Annotated in this window: 14 protein-coding genes; 8 read left to right on the top strand and 6 right to left on the bottom strand. The window is 44.4% G+C overall.

The window, feature by feature from the left end:
* The first annotated feature begins 54 nt into the window (after nucleotides 1–54).
* Nucleotides 55–2,448 carry a TonB-dependent receptor domain-containing protein gene (locus tag K0O23_RS19150; protein ID WP_317195716.1) on the top strand — a complete coding sequence of 798 codons (2,394 nt, stop codon included), beginning with the start codon at nucleotides 55–57 and terminating at the stop codon, nucleotides 2,446–2,448.
* Between the two features lie 80 nt (nucleotides 2,449–2,528).
* Here the strand turns inward: K0O23_RS19150 and K0O23_RS19145 are convergent, their stop codons facing one another.
* The 5 genes from K0O23_RS19145 to K0O23_RS19125 form a co-directional block, all read right to left on the bottom strand.
* On the bottom strand, nucleotides 2,529–3,278 hold the full coding sequence (locus K0O23_RS19145) for an SDR family NAD(P)-dependent oxidoreductase (RefSeq protein ID WP_219879071.1): 750 nt from the start codon (nucleotides 3,276–3,278) through the stop codon (nucleotides 2,529–2,531).
* Nucleotides 3,279–3,281: 3 nt separating this feature from the next.
* Nucleotides 3,282–3,980, bottom strand: coding sequence for a type IX secretion/gliding motility protein PorT/SprT (porT, locus tag K0O23_RS19140; RefSeq protein ID WP_246597224.1), 699 nt, complete (start codon nucleotides 3,978–3,980; stop codon nucleotides 3,282–3,284).
* 23 nt (nucleotides 3,981–4,003) lie between these two features.
* Nucleotides 4,004–4,726: a bifunctional demethylmenaquinone methyltransferase/2-methoxy-6-polyprenyl-1,4-benzoquinol methylase UbiE gene (gene ubiE, locus K0O23_RS19135; protein WP_219879069.1), complete on the bottom strand. Its 723-nt coding sequence runs from the start codon at nucleotides 4,724–4,726 to the stop codon at nucleotides 4,004–4,006.
* A gap of 149 nt (nucleotides 4,727–4,875) precedes the next feature.
* Nucleotides 4,876–6,876, bottom strand: a complete 2,001-nt coding sequence (locus K0O23_RS19130) for an OmpA family protein (RefSeq protein WP_219879068.1) — start codon at nucleotides 6,874–6,876, stop codon at nucleotides 4,876–4,878.
* Nucleotides 6,877–7,854: 978 nt separating this feature from the next.
* A complete protein-coding gene (locus K0O23_RS19125; protein WP_219879067.1) occupies nucleotides 7,855–9,195 on the bottom strand; it encodes a tetratricopeptide repeat protein in 1,341 nt (446 codons plus the stop codon).
* Between the two features lie 135 nt (nucleotides 9,196–9,330).
* Between K0O23_RS19125 and yihA the strand changes: the two genes are divergently transcribed.
* From yihA to K0O23_RS19105, 4 genes are all read left to right on the top strand, one after another.
* Nucleotides 9,331–9,948, top strand: a complete 618-nt coding sequence (yihA, locus tag K0O23_RS19120) for a ribosome biogenesis GTP-binding protein YihA/YsxC (RefSeq protein WP_219879066.1) — start codon at nucleotides 9,331–9,333, stop codon at nucleotides 9,946–9,948.
* Between the two features lie 71 nt (nucleotides 9,949–10,019).
* Entirely contained in the window at nucleotides 10,020–10,430 is a 411-nt protein-coding gene (locus tag K0O23_RS19115; protein WP_219879065.1) for an energy transducer TonB, read from the top strand.
* A 21-nt stretch (nucleotides 10,431–10,451) separates the two neighbouring features.
* Nucleotides 10,452–11,027, top strand: coding sequence for a DUF5606 family protein (locus K0O23_RS19110; protein WP_219879064.1), 576 nt, complete (start codon nucleotides 10,452–10,454; stop codon nucleotides 11,025–11,027).
* Between the two features lie 84 nt (nucleotides 11,028–11,111).
* A complete protein-coding gene (locus K0O23_RS19105; RefSeq protein ID WP_219879063.1) occupies nucleotides 11,112–11,420 on the top strand; it encodes a hypothetical protein in 309 nt (102 codons plus the stop codon).
* A gap of 132 nt (nucleotides 11,421–11,552) precedes the next feature.
* Here the strand turns inward: K0O23_RS19105 and fbp are convergent, their stop codons facing one another.
* Complete coding sequence (fbp, locus tag K0O23_RS19100) at nucleotides 11,553–12,560, bottom strand: class 1 fructose-bisphosphatase (RefSeq protein WP_219879062.1); 1,008 nt, start codon at nucleotides 12,558–12,560, stop codon at nucleotides 11,553–11,555.
* Nucleotides 12,561–12,649: 89 nt separating this feature from the next.
* Between fbp and K0O23_RS19095 the strand changes: the two genes are divergently transcribed.
* The 3 genes from K0O23_RS19095 to K0O23_RS19085 all read left to right on the top strand — a co-directional run bounded on the left by K0O23_RS19095 (nucleotide 12,650) and on the right by K0O23_RS19085 (nucleotide 15,149).
* Nucleotides 12,650–13,909: an aspartate kinase gene (locus K0O23_RS19095; RefSeq protein WP_219879061.1), complete on the top strand. Its 1,260-nt coding sequence runs from the start codon at nucleotides 12,650–12,652 to the stop codon at nucleotides 13,907–13,909.
* 144 nt (nucleotides 13,910–14,053) lie between these two features.
* Nucleotides 14,054–14,284: a hypothetical protein gene (locus tag K0O23_RS19090; RefSeq protein WP_219879060.1), complete on the top strand. Its 231-nt coding sequence runs from the start codon at nucleotides 14,054–14,056 to the stop codon at nucleotides 14,282–14,284.
* A gap of 91 nt (nucleotides 14,285–14,375) precedes the next feature.
* Complete coding sequence (locus K0O23_RS19085; protein WP_219879059.1) at nucleotides 14,376–15,149, top strand: enoyl-CoA hydratase-related protein; 774 nt, start codon at nucleotides 14,376–14,378, stop codon at nucleotides 15,147–15,149.
* Nucleotides 15,150–15,534 lie beyond the last annotated feature (385 nt).

Below are 15,534 nucleotides of genomic sequence, written 5' to 3'. Positions count from 1 at the left end.
CCTTACTTCTATATCAACAGAAGTTAAGCTGATGGCTTTGCAACTGCTTAATACATGCCTAACTTAAAGTATATATTCTCAAAAAGAAATATGTTAACAGCGCTTCTGTGCTGTTTTTGTATTATAATCAGCTCTGCACAAACCATTTCTTCAATCAAGACTATTAAAGGTACAGTAGCAGATTCCACAACATTGGAAGCTCTGGGTTATGTAACAGTAGCTGTAAGAGAAATCGGGCAGAATCAGCCAACTACGGTCACACTATCACAGGAAGATGGCGTTTTCATCATAAATGATCTCCCCATTCAGCAGTATCAACTTATTCTTTCCTACGTTGGTTATAAAACCAGGACTATACCCTTCCCTAATTCGTCCTCATCTTCAATAAATTTTGGCATTATTACCCTTACCTCTACAGCTAAAGAACTTGAAGAAATACATGTAATAACCTTAAAGCCACTTATAGAACAGAGCCTTGACAGGACTATTTATAATGTAGAAGCCGACCCCGATGCTAACGCACTAAACACACTGGACATGCTACGAAAAGTGCCTTACCTTACTGTAGATGCCGAAGATAAACTTCAGCTGAATGGGAATAGCAGCTATCAGATACAGGTTAACGGCAAACGTTCCGCTCTTTTTGCAGGTGATCCAAGCGATATCTTAAAAACGCTGCCTGCCAGTTCTATCAAAAAGATAGAAGTAATCACAACTCCGTCTGCCAAGTATGAGGCATCCGGAGTTGGAGGTATTATCAATATCATTACCCATAAAAAAGGCATTAGTGGGTATAATGGTGCTGTTAACTTAAGCGCAGAAACCCCACAGGGCTACACTGCAGGCTCGTTTCTGAGTGCAACAGCAGGCAAGATCTCCATTTCTGGGCGCTATAACCACAGATATTCTGAAAGCCCCACTAACAGTAGCACATTTCTCCGTAACGACCTGATTAACCGCAACAGGCTGGAGCAAACAAGCGAGCGAAGCGGCAAAAGCAGAACGCAGAACATAAGCGGGGAGTTAAGTTACCAGCTTAGCTCACAGGATGTGTTTACCGCTAGCCTTAGCCAGTATAACAGCAACAGCACAAACAAATCCACGCAGTTGGTAGAGCAGTACGGCGCTACAAATAAACTTACTAAATCGTACCTGAACCTGAATCATGGTAATGGTGAGGGAACTGGCCGGGATATATCCCTGAACTATGAGCACAGCTTTAAGAAAAACGACCAACAGTTACTTTCCATTTCTTTTGCTTCTACTAACAGTGCCAATAACAGCACCAGCAATTTTATACTTAAACCGCTGCTTAACTATACAACCCGTGAAAGCACTACAAATAATGAAGATGAAACCAACGAAAAAAACTTACAGATTGACTATGCACAACCAATTGGAAAACAATTGCTTGAGTTCGGATTGAAATCGATTTTTGAAGAAAACAACAGTAACTACTTCTATAAAAACCGCGATGCTGAGACAGGAACCTACTTGCTGGACCCGAGCATAAGTAACAGCTTTAAATACCGCCAGGATGTCCACGCTGCCTATATTTCTTTAAACCTTAATATGAGGAAATGGGGGCTTAGAAGCGGCATAAGAATTGAAGAAACAAGACTTGATGTAAACTTCCTTTCTACTGGTACAAAAGCTAAGCAAAATTACCGCGGCTTTTTCCCTAACGTAACGCTTTCCCGCTCGCTAAAGGAAAGCAGCAGAATCAACTTATCCTACAACCAGCGCATAAGCAGGCCCGGTCTATACTATCTAGATCCCTACATAGACTTAACAGATCCGTTGAACATAAGCTTTGGCAACCCTGATCTGGAGCCGGCAACAAGCCATACTTTGAAGCTTGAGTATAGCACCTTTTTTAAAACCACTTCCTTAAACGCTAACGTCTTTCATACTTTTACCAACAATGCCATTGAGCAGATTACTACCCTTGGCAACGACTCTGTTGCACGTTCTACTTTTGGCAATATAGGGCAGAGTAGAAATAATGGGCTAATGCTAACCGGTAATACCACATTTTCTAAAAAACTAAGCCTTAACCTTAACGCCGGAACTAGCTATATAACTTATACCAGTATGCTGGAAGGCAGGCCTCAAACCAACGAGGGTTTTACATATAGCATGAGAGTATCTATGAATTATCGATTTGGCAAGAAATGGAAGGCGAGCGGCAATCTAAATTACAACTCGCCTAATATACTACTACAGGGTAATACAAATGGCTATACCTGGAGTTCTATTTCTATAAACAAACAGTTCCTGAAAGACGACAAAGCAAGTATAAGCCTGCATGTAAGAAGTCCGTTTCAGGAAAAAAGGCGCAATACCTCTGAGCTTGTTAATCCATCATTTTATCAGTTCCGGGAATCATTTACCATAATACGCCAGTACAGCCTTGCTTTTAGCTACAGGTTCGGTAAATTAAGGTAATAACTCAAAGTATAAAAAGTATAAAGCCCCGGCCTCTGAATTATAAATCAGGGGCCGGAGCTTTTATAAATTCGCTATACTTACTCCTTCACCACCGTTGTAGCCGAAGCCTGGGCAGCCGGAAGTATAAGCACCTCGGCCAGGTTTACGTGGGGAGGGCGTGTTACTATAAAACTGATAAGCTCGGCAACATCCTGGGCCTGCAACGCCTGGTAGCCCTGGTAAACAGTAGCGGCTCTGTCTTTGTCGCCTTTAAAGCGCACTTCAGAGAACTCTGTTTCTACTAGTCCCGGGTTTACCTCCGATACTTTTATACCTTCTTTTATTAAGTCCAAGCGCATGCCTTTAGAAAGGGCATCTACAGCAAATTTAGAGGCGCAATATACATTACCGTTTGCGTAAACCTCTTTGCCTGCAATGGAGCCGATGTTTACAATATGGCCTTTCCCGTGTTTCAGCATCAGGGGCAATACGGCGCGGCTTACATACAGCAGGCCTTTCACGTTAATATCCAGCATGGCATCCCAATCATCAACATCACCATCCTGAATAGCAGAAAGCCCATGCGCGTTGCCGGCATTGTTTACCAATACCTCAATTTGCCGCCAGGCTTCTGGCAGCGAATCAATGGCTTCCTCAATGGCCACTTTATCACGTACATCAAACGCCATAGTATAAACCGGCACATCGGTAATAATATCTTTCAGTTCCTCCAGGCGTTCTTCGCGACGGCCGGCAGCAATAATCTGGTATCCTTTTTTGGCTAGCTCTATGGCGGTGGCGCGGCCAATGCCTGAGGTAGCGCCGGTAACAAGGGCAGTTCTGGTCATTCTTTACTCAAAGAAAAGTATAAATGAAACATTGTGGTTTGTTAGCTTCTGGATGCTGTTGCTGTAAAGGCTCTCGTTGGGCACATGCTGGTTTAGTAGGCCGTGCGAAAACCGGATCTCAGGAGCAAACTTAAAGAACGGGTAAAAGATATCCACGCCAAAGCCATACTCTACAGCTAAGTCAAAGTTATCTACCAGCAATTCAGTTGTGTTATCGTCGCCGCTGCGGGTGCTACCCAGGTCTATGCCAGGCTTTATACCGCCTACCAGGTACATCCTGAAGTTAGTGCGGCGCTTGGCTTTATACTTTAGCAAAAGCGGCATTTCAATCATGGTAGAACTGATGGTTTTTACCACATCCTGGCGTTCACCGCTTTCCTGTGGAGCATTTGCATACTCTATAGAACGGCCATAAAACCCCACACCTGGCACAAAGCGGGCACTCAGGTACTCGGCCAGGCGCACATCCAGCACCAGGCCAGTATAAAAGCCAGGCGATACTTTGGCGTTTACAGACATCGTGCCTGCCCCACCCGGATCGTTAGCCAACTGGTCGGCGTACTCCTGGGAGTGCTGTATGTTATACTTTGTAATGGGCATAGACAGGTAAAAACCATAGTGTACGGTTTTATCGTCGTAGCCTGGCTTGTTCTGCTGCTTTATCTTTTTCTGAGCCTGTGCTGCCTGGCTGCTAAGCAGCATACATAGCATAAAGCTAAAGAAAACTACTTTTTGCCTGTGTAAATCGAGCTGATGCCGAATGTGAGTGAATGCCATTTAGTGTTCTTAAATCCAACTTCTTCAAAAATGCTGATAAAGTCCTTGCCGTCCGGGAAAGCCTGTACTGACTCGGGCAGATACGTATACGCAGCATTATCCTTTGAAACGATCTTACCTACTACCGGTAGTATATTCTTAAAATAAAATTGATACAGTTGTTTCATCGGGAAGCTGCGCGGCTTCGAAAACTCCAGCACAACGGCCGTACCACCCGGCTTAAGCACACGGTTCATTTCCGAAAGGCCCTTTTTCAGGTTCTCGAAATTGCGCACGCCAAAGGCTACGGTAATCGCATCAAAGGTATTATCCCCGAATGGCAGGTTCTCTGAGTCGCCATACTTCAGCTCGATCTTATTCGTGAGCCCTTTTTTTATCAGCTTCTCACGTCCTACGGCTAACATACCCTCCGAGATGTCTACTCCCACAATTTTATCAGGGTTCAGGCGCAGCGTTTCGATGGCAAAGTCGGCAGTGCCGGTAGCTATGTCTAATACTTGTTTAGGTTTTTCGGGAGCAAGCAGGCTAACAGCCTTTTTTCTCCAGATAATATCGATGCCAGCACTCAAAAAATGGTTCAGGAAATCATACTTGTCGGCAATGTTATTAAACATTGTAGCCACCTGCGATTTTTTGTCGTCGTTCTGGTCTTTGTAGGGTACTACCGCCATGGGTTAAATGTAAAGTGTAATAAGGCAAAAATACTGTTCCTAAAACTATAATCCGCAGTTTATGTTCCGAAATATAAAAAAACAGGCCAAACACATTGGTCTGGCCTGTTTAAGATGATAGTATAATACAGCCTTTTTAGGCCTTTCTCTTAGTTTTTGTTCATCTGGTTATTCAGCTGCTGGTTCTGCTGCTGGCTGTCGCCTTCGCGCGGAATTACTCTAAACATGGTTCTTCTGTTCAGCTGCATGTTCTCGGCAGAGTCGTTGGCCACAGCAGGTCTGCGCTCGCCGTAGCTAACTGTAACCAAACGCCTTGGCGAAATGCCCTGCTTAACCAGGTAATCGTAAGCTGCACCGGCACGGTTCTCACCAAGCGTCATGTTATACTGGTCGCTGGCACGTGAGTCGGTGTGGCCTTCTATGCTGATGTTGATTTCAGGGTTTTGCTTAAGTATACGCACAATGTTGTCAAGCTCTTTGATAGACTCCGGGCGTAACTCATACTTATCAGTATCATAATAGATGTTTTGCATTGCAAACTTACCAGTTGTTGTCACGCCAGGCTTGATACCGTCTTTGTCAACATAATCAAGGTAAAAGTTACGTGTAACACTTGTTGTATCATCCAAAGACATAGGCACTTCTACCTCTTCCGTCGTGATCAATTTTCCATCTTTCGAAACCTGCACCTGGTACATACGCCCTGACAGCACCTGCACTGCATAAGTAGCAGAGTCTGGCTTTGTAACATCGCGGTAAGATATTGGTCGCTTATCGGCCTGCGTTGAGTTAAATATCAGCTCCACCCCAGGGATCAAGGTGCTGTCTACTTTGGAGAACACCTGGCCTTTAATCTGGGCATTGCGGATATAGTTGATTGTGTAGATATCTTTTTCGCCGTAACCGCCAATGCGGTAAGACGACAGGTAAGCATAACTGCCATCCGGTGCAAGACGATAATACGTGTCATCATCCGGGGTGTTGATCGGTGAACCCAGGTTTACAGGACGGCTCCAGCGTCTTGCCACAGAGTCAAATTTAGCAGAGAAGATATCGTATCCGCCCATGCTGTTGTGTCCTCTAGAGGCAAAGAACAGAGTTCCGTCGCTGGCCAGGTAAGGGCTGTCATCATCAAAGGGCGAGTTTATGGTAGTACCTAAGCTTCTCGGAGTACCCCAGCTGCCATTCTTGTTGCGCTGCACTACATACAGGTCAAGGTCGCCGTTCTCTGAGTAGTGGCTTGTAGAGAAAAACAAAGTATTTCCGTCTGGCGTGATGTACGCATCAGACTCAAAATCCTTGGTATTTACTCTGTCACTGATGCTTTTAGGAGCACCCCAGCTGCCATCGGCCTGACGTTCAGAAACCATTATATCGCCATTGTTAACAGACGAGTAAAGCAGCATTTTGGTATCGTTATCAAATAGCTGAATTGATGCATCATGACCAGGGCTGTTTAGTGCGCCAGGTACTATTCGGGTTGGCTCCCACTCATCATCACCTATTCTTCTTGTTTCAAAAATATCTTCGTAGAACTCGCCATCACGGGCAGCCTTGCCACCTGTTGCCTTCTCGCCTCTTGACGTGAACAGCAGGTAGTTAAAGTCAGAAGAAATAACCGGGCTGTGCTCAGAGTAGGCTGTATTAACAGTGCCACCCATGTTTTTCACGAAAACATCTTTCGGGTTGGCTACCTCTTTCTTTGCATTGCGCGCATGCTGTATCAGCTGAGCTACTTCTTCGCGGCGCTCCTCGTTTCTGCGCGGTATCTCTTTCTGATACTTCTGGAAATGATCTATGGCGCTATCAAAGCGATAGTTAATATGATCTGTGCGGCCCAGCCAGTATTCAATGTCACGGTCTACGTTTGGCTTAAGTTTTTGAGCACGGTATAAGTAATCTGCAGATTTTTCTTTATCGAATGTCATGTAACTGATACCGGCCCGGTACAAAGCCTTTGCGTCGTTGGGATCGCTTGCCAGTACCTGCTCGTAAAATGGAATTGCCTCCCGGTAGTTTTCTCTTTCAAAAAACTTGTTCGCGGTACGCATTTGCTTTCTGGTGCTCTGCGCTGAAACTGAAGCAGCAAACAGGAACAGGAAAACTAGCAGCAACGAGAACCGGGATAACGATTTGGCTAGATGGCTCATATGGTAAAGGGTTTGTTATATTTTGTTTATTTAAGTTCGTACTCTACTGGTCAAAAGAGGCTCTATAATTTATTTTTTCAGGCAGTATTAGCCTTAATACTTGCTTCTATACGGTCAATATTAAATTTAGTATATGTTATTGGCACCTTTCATCTCAATCAATTGCACACCTGCATAACAACAGACTGAGATAAACGAGCTGCCGCTAATCAGATTTATAATATAACTCATATAAAATTGACATTAACGCAAATATATAAAAATTATGATATTAGAATTTCTTTTATCTAAGATAAATTAACCTGCTGTGGTTTAAGTTACTAGCTTCAAAGTATAAAAAGTTGGTTTGGGAAAGCTTGCCACCATAAAAAAGTCAACCATAATTACTACCAGTATGCCTGCTGGCGCTGATATGTTATCTTTGATTGTTAAAGTAGATGCAAGCTACCTGCAACAGGAAAGCAGGCTACCAAATTCTAGAGCCATGCCGCCAACCTGTAGCCTTCTCATATTCCATAACATTTCTGTAATAAGCCCTTTTTTAGTAGAATTTTCCCCTTGAGGGGACCGCAGGAGTGTAAAGCTAAAGAGAGGAGCACCTTTGCAGCAAAAACTGATTAGTCTGCAGGTGTAAATTCTCCTCTTGACCCTTGGTCTCAAGTTTCGAACCCCCATTTTCACTTGTCCTTAAGGGAATAGTTGCAGACTACTCTTGGTTCTGACCATCCTGGAAAGGCCAAATCTGAAAAAGACATGGAACAGGATAAGGTCTGGAAACTCGTAACTGGCTATAATTTGGACCTCCGGCCCAGTCGGCTTACAAACCCGACACCATTAGTAGAACACGGGAAGAATTCCCGCGCCAGAAATCGGAGAATGAAGCAGCTATATTCCTCTAAGGAGTGGACCTGGAGTTAGGTACATCATAAGCGGGAAGTATTTCACAATTTAAGATAATTAATAAGGAAGTCCTACCCCTTAATCAACAGGAAACAAAACCTGGTAAATATCCTTGCCGCCAAAGCCCCCTGCCCTGTTAGAAGATAAAAAGGCATTGGTGCGGTTGCGGTTAAGTACAAAGTATAAATCGTCGTGTGTTGAGTTGATGGGGTAACCGAGGTTTTGCGCCGCACTCCACTCTCCGTTCTCAAGCCGGCTGCTGAAAATATCGAACCCACCCATGTTGTTATGCCCCAGCGAGCTAAAGTATAATGTATGGGTTACGGGATCAACAAAAGGCGCATCGTCGTCGAATGCAGTGTTTATATTAGGGCCAAGGTTAAGGGCCGGCCCCCAGGAGCCATCTTGCTGCCTGGCCGTTACATACAAATCCAGGCCACCCAAACCTCCTGCGCGGTCGCTGGAAAAAAAAGCATATTTCCTATCTGGCGTAATAAAAATGGAAACATTAAGCTTCCCCTCATTAAAAGGATATCCCAGCTGCTGCGGTTCTCCCCACGCCCCCTGCTCCAACTCAGATACATGAAGCCCTTTTGTAGTATGAAACGTGTAAAGCTTTTTGCCATGCGGCCCTATATTAACCAAACCATGTCCATTGCGGTTTTTGAAGGTGCCGTAGGCAAGTATTGTTTCTTCCCATCCATTAGCACCAAGCCGCGCGTATTTTAGCTTTTCCTCATCCGTAAGCAAGCCATTCTTATCCGGGTACCGGTAGCGGGTGGTAAACAGCATGGTGCTATCCCCGGGCATAAAAACCGGTATGTAATCAGAGTAGGACGTGTTTATACTTCTGCCCAGGTTTACCACTTCGGCCACGGAGGGCTTATTTACAAGTATGGCGCCGGCAGCACACTCATCTATCCGCTTCTGCAGAAACTGTATATAAGGCCTGTCGGTGCGTGGCGTACGGGACATTTCCTGCTGGTAGTATTGGCGGGCCTCCTTAAAGTCGTAATCCTGATGGTGGGCTTCGGCCAGGTAAAGCAGAATGAGGTAATCTGAGAAGGTTGGAGTAATATCAAACGCTTTTTTAAAATATACTTTGGCTTTTTTGGGCTCGTGCAGCTCCATGTAGCAATAGCCTGCCTTGTAGTTTGCCTTCAGGTTTTTAGGATTTATCTCCAGCGCTTTACTATACAGCTCCAGGGCTAACGTATAGTTCTCCAGGTCGAAGGCCACATCAGCGCGGCGTATATACTTTGCCTCGCCCCCTGGTACAGCCGCGCTGCAAACAAGCAATACTATACTTATACCTAATACACGCAGCACAGCCTTTTCAGGAAATTTAAGCAGATACTGTAACAACAGATTTGTCGTTATACTAAGCCTGGAGCCCATGTTAGTGCCAGATAACTTCATGTTTGAAAAAATAAGCGTAACTTTGAGGTGCAGACAAGGCATAAGACCTTAGAGCAGCTTAAGTTAGCAAAAATAAAGCTTTCCCATTAATCTAAGAAAATATTAATGAGGAGGTAAAGCATACAGAATTTACGCATGGATATAAAGGAAGCAAAGTTTTTGATGAGCAACACCAAAGTGGAGGAATGCCCGGCACCAGACAAACCGGAGTATGCCTTTATTGGTCGCTCAAACGTGGGAAAGTCGTCTTTGATAAACATGCTGACAGGCCAGAAGGGCTTGGCTAAAACATCATCTTCACCTGGCAAAACGCAGCTTATCAATCACTTTTTAATTAACAATAGCTGGTACCTTGTGGATTTACCCGGCTACGGTTATGCAAAAGTAAGCAAAGAGTCGCGGGAGAAGTGGCGCAAGATGATCAACTATTATTTTCTGAAGCGCGAAAACCTTACATGCGTATTTGTACTGATCGACTCGCGGCACGAGCCCCTGAAACAGGACCTTGAATTTACAGAGTACCTGGGTAAAATGGGAGTGCCGTTTGTGATCGTGTTCACGAAGCTGGATAAACAGTCGGCCCTTAAAACGGAGGCAAACGTATCGGCCTTTGCCAGAAAAATGAGCGAAACATGGGATGAGCTGCCTCTAATGTTCAAGACCTCTGCTGAAAAGCGAATTGGCAAAGACGAGATACTGGATTATATTGAAGAGATAAATGTACAGGTGCAGCAGCAAAACCAAAACTCCTGACGTTAAGTATAATCTGGCAATTGAACGCGTGGCATAGCCACCTGAAAGTAGAATATTTTAAATTAACCCTTATGAAAACCAAATTATCGTTTTTATTTATTTTGTTTGCTTTCGCGACATTAACCGTGTCGGCACAGAGCACTGAGGCAAAAGCTGAAACGGCACAAACCGAAGAACCAAAAGTATGGACTCCAGCCAAAACACCGCCAGTAGCCGAGTTTTACGAAGGCGGCGTGGAGGCTATGTATAAAGCCATTTATAAAGAACTTAACTACCCGGCGCTGGCTAAACGTAACCGCGTGCAGGGAGATTGCATTATTAGCTTTACACTGAACGAAGACGGCTCTATGCAAGGCTTCAAGATTTTGCGCAATGCTGGTGCTGGTACCGGCGAAGAAGCCCTGCGTGTAACGCGACTGCTTAAGTTTAATGCACCGGGTTTTGCAGTAAATGCCAGTATTCCGATTATGTTTAAACTATAAAAACACAGTTTATACTTTACTATGCCTATTGATTTAAGACAAGTTGCGGCCATATCCGGCCAGAGCGGCCTTTACCAGATTGTAAAGCCAACACGTACAGGTGTTATCGTGCAGAGCCTGGAGGATACTCCAAGAACTATTGTTGCGCAGGCACGCCACCGCATGTCTATTCTGGATGAGATCTCTATTTACACCACCGACGAAGAGGGCACTGTGCCTTTGGCCGAGGTATTTGAGCGCATCCATAAGAAGTATGGCGACAAGTTGCCGCTTAGCGAGAAGCCAGACAACGAGGATTACAAAAAGTTTATGAGCGACGTGCTGCCAAACTATGACGAGGACAGAGTTTACACCTCCGATATGAAAAAGCTGGCTGCATGGTACCTGATCGTAAACAAGCATATAGGCTTTGCTGAAGAAGAAAAAGAAACTGCTGCAGAAAAGAAAGCTGCAAAAGAGCAGGAAGCTCCTAAGGAGAAAAAAGCAGCAGCTGACAAGAAAGAAAAAGAAGCCCCAAAGGCAAAAAAGGCCACTGCTGATAAAAAAGAAAAAACAGCAGAAGCAAAACCTAAAAAACCAAAAGCAGATAAAGAATAACCTTAGCTGCCTTAACTTACAACGCCCTCCCGCAAAGGAGGGCGTTCTGTTTTGTATCTTGCAAGCCTTTTTATACTTTACAGCATGCAATATTCTCCTGCTATTATTTCCAGCGCCACTTCCCGCCTGCAAAGCATTTTTGAAGTAGATAACCTTACTGTATCCAACCTGGAGGCCCTGCGCTATAAACTATCCCGGGCAATACTGCACCTTTTAAACAACGATTTTCAAAAGCTGCTGCAAATTCTTTACCGCATAGATGTGGATGAGCAGGCCGTAAAAGAAGCCATGATAGCCGATGACACCGAGTTGATAGCCGAACGCATTGCCAAACTTATACTTAAGCGCGAACTACAGAAAGCCGAACTACGCCAAAGGTATAGCGGCAAATGATTTTTGAATTGTTAAATAAGTAGGGCGTTCAAATTCCTGTAACGATTTAAGGCATTGGGCTTAAAACAGAAAAAGGGCAGAAAACCTTTTTAGCTATCTGCCCTTTCACTCTTATATTTTAACTAAAAGCTCTTAGCTAACCAGCGCCTCCGCTTTCATAAACTCTTCTACTTTTTCAACCATTTCAGCAGAGCCTATAACAAGTGGGCAACGCTGGTGCAGTTCTGTAGGCTCTATCTCCATAACACGCTTAGTACCTGTGCTGGCCTTGCCGCCTGCCTGCTCTACAATAAAGGCAAGCGAGTTACACTCATACATCAGGCGAAGTTTGCCGTTAGGCGCCTTAGCAGTGGCAGGGTAAATATAAACACCGCCCTTAAGCAGGTTGCGGTGAAAATCTGCCACAAGCGAGCCGATGTAACGTCCGGAATAGCCTTCCTCTTTGCAATAGTTCAGGTAGTTTTTAACGCCATCCGGAAAGCTGTTAGCGCTACCCTCGTTGCAGGAGTAAATTTTGCCTGTGCGCGGCGTAACAATGTTCGGGTGCGATAAAAAGAACTCTCCTAACGATGGCTCATAGGTAAAACCATTCACACCGTGGCCTGTAGTATAAACCAGCATGGTTGATGAACCATAAACGATATAACCGGCAGCTATCTGGCGGGTTCCGTTTTGCAGGCAATCCTCTAATGTTCCGTCGCATCCAGTTTCAGATGTTCTTCTGTAAACAGAGAAAATAGTTCCGATAGATACGTTTACATCAATGTTAGACGAACCGTCCAAAGGGTCCATGGCTACAATGTACTTTCCCTTGGTGTTGCCTGTCTGGATAATATCTTCTTCCTCTTCAGAGATAATGGCACAAACTTCACCGCCATTGCGTAGCGCCCTGATAAAACGAATATTGGCAATCACATCGAGTTTCTGCTGCTCTTCGCCCTGTACGTTCTGGTTGCCATAGGCTCCCGTTACATCCAGCAATCCGGCGCGGTTTATCTCTCTGTTCACAATTTTTGCCGCTAGCGCTATATCGCGCAGTAACTGAGACAATTCCCCTGTGGCATAAGGGAAATCCTCTTGTTTTCTCATGATAAACCTGTCAAGGGTGGTGCCTACAGGTAACGCCAGTTTGTCATTCATAAAGTAAAGATTTAACCTGGTACAAAAGTATCAATTTTAGTTAATATAATGAAGTATACATATTTTTACGTCAAACGTACCTTATCTGGATGAAAGTATACAAGTTTGGTGGTGCATCCGTAAAAAGCGCCGAAGCATTCCGTAACATAGCACACATTATCAGGACCTATGGCGGCGACAAGCAGCTTTTAGTTGTTGTATCGGCTATGGGTAAAACCACAAATGCACTGGAGCATATTTTTAACCTGGCATATAAGCAGCACGATTTTGAGCAGGAGTACCTGCAATGCCAGGCTTACCATACACAGATTTCAAAAGAGTTGTTTCCCGGCGGAGATAGCCCAGTTCATGAGCGCCTTGAGCACTTGTTTTCGCAGTTACACCATCACCTAAAGACGATTCCATCCGGGGCTACTTACGATAAATTCTACGATCAGATCGTAAGTTTCGGCGAATTATTTTCTTCTGTTATACTTCATTACTTTTTACAGGAACAGGGGCTAAACAATGCCTGGGTAGATAGCCGGAAGTACATTCAGACAGATAATACATGGCGCGAGGGCAAGGTAGACTGGAACTGGACCGAACGCACCATAAAGCGCGATCTGCCCGAAATACTGCAGGACCAACTGGTAGTAACGCAAGGTTTTCTGGGGGGTACCAATAATGGCTTAACCACCACTCTTGGCCGCGAAGGCTCAGACTTTAGTGCTGCTATTTTTGCTTACTGCTTAGGCGCTGATGCCATGTATATCTGGAAAGATGTAGCAGGACTACTTAACGCTGACCCAAAGTACTTCAAAGACACAGTGCGCTACCCTGAAATATCGTATCAGGAAACTGTGGAGATGGCTTATTACGGTGCATCCGTTATACATCCGAAAACTATAAAACCCCTGGCTAACAAGCTTATTCCGCTTTACGTAAAATCATTCCTGGATCCGGGAGCTGAAGGGACTAAAATATGCGATTGCCGTTTTGAGGTTATCTCACCAGCATATATCATCAAAGAAAACCAGTGCCTTATCTCTTTCAGCGTAAAAGATTTTACGTTTATCTCTGAAAAGAACATGGGTACTATATTCAATGCGCTTTCGGAACTGCGCCTAAAAATCAACCTGATGCAGAACTCGGCTATATCCTTTTCCATCTGCACTGATTACAACCAGGAAAGGCTGCAACGCCTTGTCCAGACACTACAAGACCAGTTTGTGATACACTATAATACAAGTTTACACCTGTTCACAATAAAAAATTATAGCGCTGATAGTATAAATAAAATAACTACAGATAAGGAAATATTACTAGAGCAACGCACTCGTACTACTTTTCAGATTGTATCACGCTAAAATAATGCAATCGACAAAGTACTTATAATTGAAACACTAAATTTAATTTTTCCAACTTACACTTTTAAATTAACAATAATGTTAAAACTTTATATTTACTTTGCGTATAGATAAGCCTGTGAAATTGAGCTCATAACCTGAAGTATGCAAACGGCTGAAAAACTTACACCCACATTCGTAATTAAACTTATACTTCTGTTCACTCTGTTACTTACAGGCGTTTATTTGAGGAGTAACGAATCAGCGTTGCCAGCCAATGCAAAAAACACACAGAATTATCCGCAGCCAGCCACAGATGACCTTGATGATCAATCAAAGCAGGATATGTACCATAAGGTGGTTAAAAAACGAAACTCCGACGAATCTGCCATCTAATATTCTAAGCCCTTTTAATGGGCTTTTTTTATGGTTAAGCTAAAAGCCGTAACTTCAGGCTTTCATCAATGCTGATCACAAAATAAAACCCATGGAATTTATACTTGTAACCCCACAGGCGCAACCACATGTTGCACTTATCCAGCTAAACAGACCAAAAGAACTTAACGCTTTAAACTTACAGTTGATGGGTGAGTTGCGCGATGCCTTAAAAGAACTCGATGAGAACGATGAGGTACGCGCCATTATCATAACCGGTAATGCAAGGGCTTTTGCAGCTGGCGCCGATATTAAACAGATGGCCGGCAAAACTGCCATCGACATGCTCAACATTGACCAGTTCTCTACCTGGGACCAGATACGCAAAACGAAGAAACCAATTATTGCTGCCGTTTCAGGTTTTGCATTGGGTGGCGGCTGCGAACTGGCCATGACCTGCGACATGATCGTGGCCTCAGAGACTGCACAGTTCGGCCAGCCGGAAATTAAAATCGGCGTAATGCCCGGAGCAGGCGGTACCCAACGACTGACCAAAGCCATCGGCAAAGCGAAAGCGATGGGAATGGTACTTACCGGCAAGTTTATGAGTGCCGACGAAGCTGAGAAGCACGGTTTGGTAAACCGCGTAGTACCCGTAGAGCTTTACTTAGACGAAGCCTTTAAACTTGCTACAGAAGTAGCACAGATGTCGCCGGTGGCAGCTAAGCTGGCCAAAGAAGCTGTAAACCGCTCTTTCGAAACCAACCTCGACGAAGGCTTATACTTTGAGCGTAAGAACTTCTACCTCTGCTTCGCCTCTGAAGACCAAACCGAAGGCATGAACGCATTTGTAGAGAAACGCAAGCCGGAGTTCAAGGGAAGATAGTTTGAGTTAGAGAGTTAAAAAGTTAGAGGGTTTAGGAGTTTTGCAGTACCGGGCCCAACCACCCCTGCCCCTCAGAGCTACGCTCGTTAGTTTCGAACTCGCGTTCTCACTAATCCAAGGAGGGGAGTTTATACTTACTGCTTCTTCTGCCTTCTCAATAATTTTGTCATTCCTCATTGTCATCCTGAAAGGATCTTGGTAGAAGGGAGGTTAACCTGAAGCTACAGAGTTTATACTTTTGCTAACGTAGTAGCAGGCTCCCCTGGAGTTGCTACCTTTATCCGGACATTAAGTTAAGCGAAAATTTAATACCTTAACGCTATGTCACAAGAGAGAAGAAGATTTGACAAGGAGTTCAAGCTGATGGCCGTTGAGCTCAGCAAGA

This window comes from Pontibacter aydingkolensis (assembly GCF_019443125.1).
GTDB classification, from domain to species: domain Bacteria; phylum Bacteroidota; class Bacteroidia; order Cytophagales; family Hymenobacteraceae; genus Pontibacter; species Pontibacter aydingkolensis.
This window is presented reverse-complemented; position numbering and strand designations above follow the sequence as displayed.